This is a genomic window from Thiothrix sp. UBA5583, from assembly GCA_002425225.1.
Taxonomy (GTDB): Bacteria; Pseudomonadota; Gammaproteobacteria; order Thiotrichales; family Thiotrichaceae; genus Thiothrix; species Thiothrix moscowensis.
Genome location: DILV01000028.1, coordinates 86,514 through 94,085, shown reverse-complemented (window position 1 = coordinate 94,085; position 7,572 = coordinate 86,514). Strand labels below are relative to the sequence as shown.

At 52.4% G+C, this 7,572-nt stretch carries 11 protein-coding genes and 1 other RNA gene; 9 read left to right on the top strand and 3 right to left on the bottom strand.

From position 1 onward, the window contains the following. The first annotated feature begins 60 nt into the window (after positions 1 to 60). Complete coding sequence (locus B2U47_RS11610; RefSeq protein ID WP_296674442.1) at positions 61 to 882, top strand: ATP-binding protein; 822 nt, start codon at positions 61 to 63, stop codon at positions 880 to 882. Between the two features lie 46 nt (positions 883 to 928). Here B2U47_RS11610 and pepP read toward each other — a convergent pair whose 3' ends face one another. Together pepP and B2U47_RS11600 are read right to left on the bottom strand one after the other, a co-directional pair. Beyond that, the gene (gene pepP / locus B2U47_RS11605) at positions 929 to 2,278 is read right to left on the bottom strand and encodes a Xaa-Pro aminopeptidase (RefSeq protein ID WP_296674444.1); all 1,350 of its coding nucleotides are present in this window, start codon (positions 2,276 to 2,278) and stop codon (positions 929 to 931) included. Between the two features lie 9 nt (positions 2,279 to 2,287). After that, positions 2,288 to 2,842, bottom strand: a complete 555-nt coding sequence (locus B2U47_RS11600; protein ID WP_296674446.1) for a UPF0149 family protein — start codon at positions 2,840 to 2,842, stop codon at positions 2,288 to 2,290. 74 nt (positions 2,843 to 2,916) lie between these two features. On the opposite strand from B2U47_RS11600, the gene B2U47_RS11595 reads away from it, so the two are divergent. The 4 genes from B2U47_RS11595 to B2U47_RS11580 all read left to right on the top strand — a co-directional run bounded on the left by B2U47_RS11595 (position 2,917) and on the right by B2U47_RS11580 (position 4,282). Further along, a complete protein-coding gene (locus B2U47_RS11595) occupies positions 2,917 to 3,153 on the top strand; it encodes a hypothetical protein (RefSeq protein ID WP_296674448.1) in 237 nt (78 codons plus the stop codon). A 5-nt stretch (positions 3,154 to 3,158) separates the two neighbouring features. Next, positions 3,159 to 3,461 carry a cell division protein ZapA gene (locus B2U47_RS11590; RefSeq protein ID WP_296674451.1) on the top strand — a complete coding sequence of 101 codons (303 nt, stop codon included), beginning with the start codon at positions 3,159 to 3,161 and terminating at the stop codon, positions 3,459 to 3,461. Between the two features lie 54 nt (positions 3,462 to 3,515). Next, positions 3,516 to 3,695: non-coding RNA, 6S RNA (gene ssrS / locus B2U47_RS11585), on the top strand. A 113-nt stretch (positions 3,696 to 3,808) separates the two neighbouring features. Further along, a complete protein-coding gene (locus B2U47_RS11580) occupies positions 3,809 to 4,282 on the top strand; it encodes a DsrE family protein (protein ID WP_296674452.1) in 474 nt (157 codons plus the stop codon). Here B2U47_RS11580 and B2U47_RS11575 read toward each other — a convergent pair. Further along, positions 4,272 to 4,685 carry a sirohydrochlorin chelatase gene (locus B2U47_RS11575; RefSeq protein ID WP_296674454.1) on the bottom strand — a complete coding sequence of 138 codons (414 nt, stop codon included), beginning with the start codon at positions 4,683 to 4,685 and terminating at the stop codon, positions 4,272 to 4,274. The genes B2U47_RS11580 and B2U47_RS11575 overlap by 11 nt on opposite strands. Before the next feature lie 176 nt (positions 4,686 to 4,861). On the opposite strand from B2U47_RS11575, the gene B2U47_RS11570 reads away from it, so the two are divergent. The 4 genes from B2U47_RS11570 to B2U47_RS11555 all read left to right on the top strand — a co-directional run bounded on the left by B2U47_RS11570 (position 4,862) and on the right by B2U47_RS11555 (position 7,513). After that, positions 4,862 to 5,197: a hypothetical protein gene (locus B2U47_RS11570; RefSeq protein WP_296674455.1), complete on the top strand. Its 336-nt coding sequence runs from the start codon at positions 4,862 to 4,864 to the stop codon at positions 5,195 to 5,197. A 142-nt stretch (positions 5,198 to 5,339) separates the two neighbouring features. Next, positions 5,340 to 6,443, top strand: a complete 1,104-nt coding sequence (locus B2U47_RS11565; protein WP_296674457.1) for a cache domain-containing protein — start codon at positions 5,340 to 5,342, stop codon at positions 6,441 to 6,443. Beyond that, a complete protein-coding gene (locus tag B2U47_RS11560) occupies positions 6,440 to 6,985 on the top strand; it encodes a hypothetical protein (protein WP_296674458.1) in 546 nt (181 codons plus the stop codon). Before B2U47_RS11565 ends, B2U47_RS11560 begins: the two co-directional genes overlap by 4 nt. 6 nt (positions 6,986 to 6,991) lie before the next feature. Next, complete coding sequence (locus tag B2U47_RS11555) at positions 6,992 to 7,513, top strand: hypothetical protein (protein WP_296674460.1); 522 nt, start codon at positions 6,992 to 6,994, stop codon at positions 7,511 to 7,513. Positions 7,514 to 7,572 lie beyond the last annotated feature (59 nt).

The window sequence follows — 7,572 nt, the reverse complement described above, 5'->3', positions numbered from 1 at the left end:
CAAAAATGGCTAAGTTTACAGTAGTTTGGCGACTTGTGTATAAGGAGATGCCTCAATACCTTGCTGAGCGGGCGCAGCTTGAACATCCATCTGGATACGTTTTCTTTCAGCGAATACCTGCGCTATCTGCAAATACCCCATCACGACGAGCTCAGCCGCAGCCAGCACCGTATCGCCATCCTGCAAGCCTTTGATCACTATCTGCAATGGGGTGGATTCTTTGAAGTCTTTACCGCCCCCACCCCCGCCATCCGCCAAGCGATTTCACTCAGTTATGCGCAAAACATCCTCTATCAGGACATCGTGCCACGCCACCAGATACGCAATGCTGCCACGCTGGAACACCTGTTTTTTTACCTAATGACCAACGCCACCCGCGAAATCAATTACACCACATTGAGCCAGACGTTCGGCGTCAGTGACAAAACCATCCGTGACTATCTGGGTTATTTCGAGGAAACATTCCTGCTCAAACGCATTGACCGTTTCCACCACAAACCCAAGGAACGCATCAAGTCACAAAAAAAGCTCTATGCACTCGACAACGGCTTCCTGCAAACCGCCACCAAACCCACCCGCAACCTGGGGCAGGCATTGGAAAATCTGGTGTTTATCGAACTCAACCGCCGCACCCCCACCAGCCTGAGCTATGTACGTGACACTTGTGAGGTGGATTTCTTCGACGGGCAAACCCTATATCAGGTGAGCTACACACTGGAAGACGCGAAAACCCGCCAACGTGAACTTCATGCACTTGAACACTTCGGCACACAACTGCACAAACCGGGGCTAATCCTCGTTGCCGACCCGCTCAGCAAAGTGGATGGATTACCCATAGAAACAGTAACAACCTGGTTATTGCGCCAGAATAGCCCACTTTAATACAAAGTATGCGCCAACATAGTCCATCTTGATGCAAACTGCGCAATTATTGCGCCATCAACGCCTCAATATCAGCAATCTCTTTCACCACATCACGGGTCAGCACTTCGTTACCATCGGCGGTAATCAGCACATCATCCTCAATACGGATGCCGATGTTCCACCATTTGGGGTCAACGTTGTCAGCGGGGGAAATGTACAGCCCCGGCTCAACCGTCAGCACCATGCCCGGTTCCAGCGTGCGCCACGCATCACCAATCTTGTAATCGCCCACATCATGCACATCCATCCCCAGCCAGTGGCCAGTCTTGTGCATATAAAACTGGCGGTAAGGCTCTTCCTGTTCCGGTTCACCGGCGGTGACTTCCGGCTTTTTCAGCACCTCTTCGAGTGTGCCAGTGAAAATGCCCAAATCCAGCAGACCCTGCGCCAACACTTTTACTGCCGCTTGATGCGGATCATCCCACGTTTTGCCGGGACGGGCTTGATCTATGGCAGCTTTTTGCGCATCCAGCACCACTTGATACAGAGCGCGTTGTTCCGGGCTGAATGTGCCACTGACCGGGAAGGTGCGGGTAATATCGGCGGCATAGCATTCGTATTCTGCACCCGCGTCAATCAGCAGCAGATCCCCGTCGCGCAATTCCTCGTTGTTTTCGATGTAATGCAGGATGCAGGCATTCTTGCCGCCCCCAACGATGGTGGTGTAGGCAAGCTCCATGCGTTCGCGGCGGAATTCGTGCAGGAATTCGGCTTCGATTTCGTACTCGTATTTGCCCGGCTGACAAACCTGCATGGCGCGGGTATGAGCACGAGCGGAAACCTGTGCAGCATGACGCATGACAGCAATTTCTGCGGATGACTTAAACAGACGCATCTCATGCAGGATGCGGTCAAGCATCACGATTACGTGCGGGGCGCGGATACCGGCACGCGCTTTTGCCCGCAAGTGGTTGATCCAGCCCAACATGCGCTGGTCAAAACCGGCATTTGCACCAAGATCGTAATGTACCTGATCACGCCCGGTCAGCAGTTGCGGCATCAGCTTGTTGAGGTCACTGATCGGGTGGGCATCGTCTGCACCGTGCAAATGCTTCACACCTGCCGTTCCGGCACGCAAGCCTGACCAGCGCTCTGCCTGCGGGTCTTTTTCGCGGCAAAACAGCACGTATTCGCCCTGCTCACGCCCCGGCACAAACACTGCGACCGCTTCCGGCTCGTTGAAGCCAGTCAGGTAATGGAAATCGCTATCCTGACGGAACGGGTATTCCGCATCGCGGTTACGCACTTTCAACCCACCAGAGGGCACAACGGCAATCGCATCCTTGCCCAACCGATCCAGCAGACGGCGACGGCGGGCGGCGAATTCTTCTTTCGGTATGACCGGTTTTTCCATGTTCAACCCTCAATGCACTTGTGGCGCTGCTTTCATCGGCTGCATTTCTTCCACCATCATTAACACCCCGACCCGCAGGTATTCAAGAATTTCGGCAAGGGCATTTTCGGATTCTTCCTCGTTGTCCAAGTCCAGCTCACCGGAACTGCCAATACGAACCACATCCTCTGCCCATTCACGCGAATCGGTGGGCAGTTTTTTCATATCACGGATGCCAGCCGCAGCCAGACCGTAACTAAAGCCCTGACACCACTCCTGCATGGCTTCCACTTGCGCTTCCAGATCGTCATCATCGGGCAGGAACAACTCAAAGCCCATGCCGCTGTCGTTCATTTGCTGGCGGGTAACAATAAATAACTGGCGTAGCAATGTACGCACTTCCTGAAAGTGAAAATTCTGCGGATCGCCCTGCAACACATGCCCTAGCCACACATCTTGCGAGCTTGCCTGATCCACCACCAGCATCCCGCAACACACGCCGTGAATTTCAGCGGCGGAAACATCATTTTCCACACGTCCCAACGCCCGCTCCAGGGCTGCATAATCGGGCAATTCGTCGTTCAAAACTTTGCTCTCCATGACAAAAGGTTATTATGAGATGATTGACCTTGTTTCGCACTCTTTACTACCATTATTGCATGAATGCACAAACCCCTGACATCACACTGACAACCCAGCTTGTTGCCATCGAAGAACGGATGGAGCGTCTGCTTGGGCTTGTGGAAAAACTAAGCATTGAAAACGGCGACCTGAAAAAGCGCGAAAAATCGTTGCTGGAAGAGTGCAATGACTTGCGCAGTCGCAATGCCAAAGCAGGTAGCCAGCTTGAAGCCCTGATTCAGCGGCTCAAACAACAACCACCGACAGGGGCTTGACAGCGATGGATAAAAACGTTCGACCCGTAACTGTCCGCATTCTCGACAAGGATTATATGGTGGCTTGCCCAGAGGGTGAACAGGAAGCCTTGCTAGCCTCTGCCCGCCGGGTTGACCGTGAGATGCGCAGGGTGCGTGATTCTGGCAAGGTACTGGGTACTGACCGTATCGCGGTGATGGTGGCACTCAACCTTGCCAATGAACTGATGCAAAACGGTCAGTCTGCCACTTCCGACAACCATACCCTGGAACAACTGCAAACGTTGCAGGGGCGTATTGATGCCGTGCTGGAGAAGCACAAAGCCTGACCGATTGTCAATTCTTCCCCCGCGCCTGTAAATGTAATAGTATGGATTCCAAGGGCACCTCTGGGGTACTCGAGAGAAAGCGGGTAAAATCCTTGAGCCTAATTTCTTACCCCGGGAGCGTTCGTAATGGTTTGGTGTGCATGACCGCAAGACGGTAAGCCTGAAAACCCTTCAACGCACCCACTTGAACCCCTGGTTCAAGGTCGAAGTTTTCCACGACTTCCTGGAGTGTGTCCCCTCTTCACCGCTCATCATTCACCTGCCTTATTGCTTGTTGCTTGCTTTTTCTCAAGCCTGTCGTTTGTTCCTCCTGTTATAGTTGCCGATGTTAAGGAGGAAGTTAAATCATGAAATATAGCCGTTTTTTGCCCGTCACCCTGTTGGCAACAGTGTTGTCTGCGACCTGTTTGTCACCTGTTTATGCAACAGAAGCAGCCAAACAGCCAACCGCTGAAACCACGACAAACGAGATGCGTCGTCTGGTTATACAGGTCAACAAAAAGGATGAAGAGCTGCAAAGCCATGTCCTTTCCAACATCGTCAACCTGCAAAAACACTTCGGTATGGATAATATCGAGATTGAAGTCATCGCTTATGGCCCTGGTATTTGGCTGCTGACCGACAAAAGCAAATACACTGACCGCATCGAAAGCCTGATGATGCAGAATGTGGTGTTTACCGCTTGTGGCAATACACTGGATACCATTGAACGTACCGATGGCAAACGCCCCACCCTGCTGGAAGGTGTGGAAACTGTACCCGCCGGGATTGCGCGGTTGATGGAATTGCAGGAAAAAGGCTGGAGTTACCTCAGCCCCTGATACAGGCAGGATAAGTGCAATCCCCCCCCGTACAGTGACAAGCACTAGCGGCGGATTGCAGGATCAAATCTGGCATCAGGCTGGAAACACCCAGATAGGGAGCCATCCGAATTTGCACATTCGGATGTTCCCGCTGCTTCTCCCGCACCATTTCCGGCACGTCTGTCACCACATGACGCCCCGCTGACAGGAAAAACGGCATGACCGTGACCAGCGTCGCTCCCCGCTCAATGCATTGCTGGATACCGTCAGGAATGGAAGGTTCCGCCAGCTCCAAAAATGCACTACCCACAAAACCATAGGCATCAGCCGACAAGGTTTCCACTTTGTTGGCGAGAGTACGGATTTCATCGTTGGATTCGGCGCGGCGGCTGCCGTGGGCAACAATAAGCAGGGCTTGCATGAAATTCTGATCCTTGTGGTCTGGTAATGCTGTAGTGCCGCGATTATCACGTACTTCCACAGTGTTTGCACAATTGCAGCAAATTTCGTGCGCAATCTGCACGTAATCTTACTCCTGTCGGAAGCAAACAATGCTTCATCACATACAACCACGAATACTTTGAAGGAGTATCAGACATGAAAAAAGTATTGATCATCACCTCACTGATCGCTGTATTGGGCGCATCCGCTGCTATCGCTGACCACGGTGGTTTCGGTGGCAGGGGCATGGATCGCATGAAAACAATGCTGGGTTTGAATGAAACCCAAGTAACACAGGTTGACGCCATCATGCAGGAACAAAAAGCCAAGATGGATGCCATACGTGACGAAACTCACCAGCGTATCCAGGCCATCCTGACCCCTGAACAAGCAACCAAATTCCAGACAATGCAACAGCAACGTCAGGAACGCATGGAAGATCGTCGCCAGAAAATGCAAGAGAAGCAGGATAAGGGCGGCTGGGCTTTCTAACCCGTCATTTCTGCAAGTTTGGGATTGAGTCTATTTCACCTCGCTTGGGGCAGCTTGTTGGGCTGCCCAGTTTTTATGAAGTTGTTGAATATTTCCACCAAACCATTAGCATTGGCTTGTCTGACTTGCGAGCCAAAAATCAATGAGATTTCCCAAATTTTCCCGGAAAGTTGTCGCCTGGCTATTTGTAGGCGCATTAACCCTGACCCTGTTTATTGCATTAAATGGTGCTTATCAACGCACCGATGCAGCCACTACCAATGTGGCATCCCGCATGATGGAGGGTATCGGGCAGATAGTGACTCAACGCACGACCCACATGCTGACCATTACCGAGTCACAAATCAAAACGAATGCTGTCCTGACAAGGGGTGTAGCACAAAATGCCTTGCCGGATACCAGCACCTACTGGTTGCCAATCTTCTGGAAACAACTGGAACTGAACCCCTACATCAGTGCCCTTTATATTGCAGACACCCAGGGCAATTTCATCAAGGCTGACCGTTTGCCACGCTGGGCCACACGAGTCATTGACCGGCGCAGCGGCTCACCGGTGGAACAGGTCATTTACCGTCAGACGGATTATTCCCCGCTTGCCAATACGGAAACCGCCACCCAGTATGATCCCCGTACCCGCCCTTGGTACAGTCAGGCACAAAATGGCAAAGCTGGGGCTGTTTACTGGTCAGACATTTATACGTTTGCCTCCAGCAAAGGGACTGGCGTAACAGCTTCCACGCCGTTTTTCGACGCACAAGGCAAACTGGCGGGCGTACTGGCGGCTGACATGACCCTGCAAGGCTTGAGCGACTTCCTGACTGAGCAGGCATTCGGTGATCACGACCTGTCCCTGATTGTGAATAGCAAGCAGGAACTGGTAGCCTACCCCACCCGTCTGCAACTGAATGCGGGAACCAACCCGGCACAGAGCCTGCCGACCCTTGCCATGATCATGCCTGCGCAGGCATGGGTTACGGAAGCCTACCAGCGGGAACAAACGGCGGAAAAACCGGGGCAAGAATTCAAATATCAGGGTGACAAATACCTGCCCATGCTGCTGGATTTCCCCAACCAAGCCAGCGGCTGGAAACTGCTGGTGGTTGCCCCGGAAGATGACCTACTGGGTGGCGCCAACCGCTCCATTGCGGAAAACCTTACCTTGACAGTGTTTGCATTGCTGTTATTTGGTTTTATTTTGTTTGTGGTGTTTGGCAAACCGTTTCGTGCCAAGGAGCCGGTTGCATGACACCACAACAGGAAAGCCAACTGGCACAAGCCCTGATTAACCTGCAACAAACCATCCAGATGCAGCAGGAGCGCCAGCAACAAACCGTGCAGCGGGTCAATCTGCTGTACCGGATTTCTTTCATCGCTTTCGCCGCCCTGGTGTTCAGCATGTCGCTGATGGTGGCCTTGCTGGCCTTTCACCTGCCCGGCCTGACGGATGCCATCGGGCAGATGAACACCCATTTTTCCCATATCACCAATGACATGGAATCCATGCGCCGCAACATGGACAGTATGCGCCAGAATGTGGCGGTGATGCCGGGCATTGTGCATGACATGGATGCCATTTACGGCAACATGGGAACCATGAGTACCAACGTAAGCAGCATGAACGGGCATGTGTCGCAAATCAATGACCGCATGAATGCAATGGCTTATAACGTTAGCGACATGAGTCGTTCCTTTCAGGTGATGGATGGTTCTGTCACGCAAATGCGCAGCGATGTACACCATATGTCGGCTCCCATGCGCATGTTCAATTCCATCAACCCATTCTGGTGATTTCCCATGCAAGAGCAAGCCCAACTTGAACAAGCCTTCGCCAGCATCAATGCGCTGGAAACACAAGTACAAGCCGCACAGGAAAACATCGACCGTGAGCACCACAAGGCCAACATCACCATGCGAGTGGTGTTGATCCTGCTGGGGTGCATGGTGCTTGCCAACCTGCAATTCGTGTACATGCTGACCGCAGAATTCCGCACGGTCATCAAGGATATGGTCGCCATGTATGAACATTTCGGGCGGGTTGCCGACCGTATGGACACGATGGCTGTTTACATGCAGTCAATGGAACAGGACATGCGCCTGATGCCGGTGATGCGCGAGCAAATGGCACTGATGAATGTACGCATTACCAGCATGTCCACCGACATGGGCGACATGACCCAAGATATGGGCAACATGCAGCATCAGGTCAGCTCTATGGGGCAGGATATGGGTTCCATGAGCCAGCGCTTTCATCACCTTAACAGCAATGTGGGCGGCATGGGGAATGATGTAGGCAAAATGGCGGATACTGTACCGTAAGCAGGATCACTGTTCATGAGCAACTGGCGTTTTATCCTGAAAAAAACGCCATTCATCGC

Coding starts and splice junctions, on each gene's coding strand:
- B2U47_RS11560 (WP_296674458.1), top strand. CDS start 6,440: ATGACACCACAACAGGAAAGCCAACTGGCACAAGCCCTGATTAACCTG.
- B2U47_RS11590 (WP_296674451.1), top strand. CDS start 3,159: ATGGATAAAAACGTTCGACCCGTAACTGTCCGCATTCTCGACAAGGAT.
- B2U47_RS11555 (WP_296674460.1), top strand. CDS start 6,992: ATGCAAGAGCAAGCCCAACTTGAACAAGCCTTCGCCAGCATCAATGCG.
- B2U47_RS11580 (WP_296674452.1), top strand. CDS start 3,809: ATGAAATATAGCCGTTTTTTGCCCGTCACCCTGTTGGCAACAGTGTTG.
- B2U47_RS11565 (WP_296674457.1), top strand. CDS start 5,340: ATGAGATTTCCCAAATTTTCCCGGAAAGTTGTCGCCTGGCTATTTGTA.
- B2U47_RS11595 (WP_296674448.1), top strand. CDS start 2,917: ATGAATGCACAAACCCCTGACATCACACTGACAACCCAGCTTGTTGCC.
- B2U47_RS11570 (WP_296674455.1), top strand. CDS start 4,862: ATGAAAAAAGTATTGATCATCACCTCACTGATCGCTGTATTGGGCGCA.
- B2U47_RS11575 (WP_296674454.1), bottom strand. CDS start 4,685: ATGCAAGCCCTGCTTATTGTTGCCCACGGCAGCCGCCGCGCCGAATCC.
- pepP (WP_296674444.1), bottom strand. CDS start 2,278: ATGGAAAAACCGGTCATACCGAAAGAAGAATTCGCCGCCCGCCGTCGC.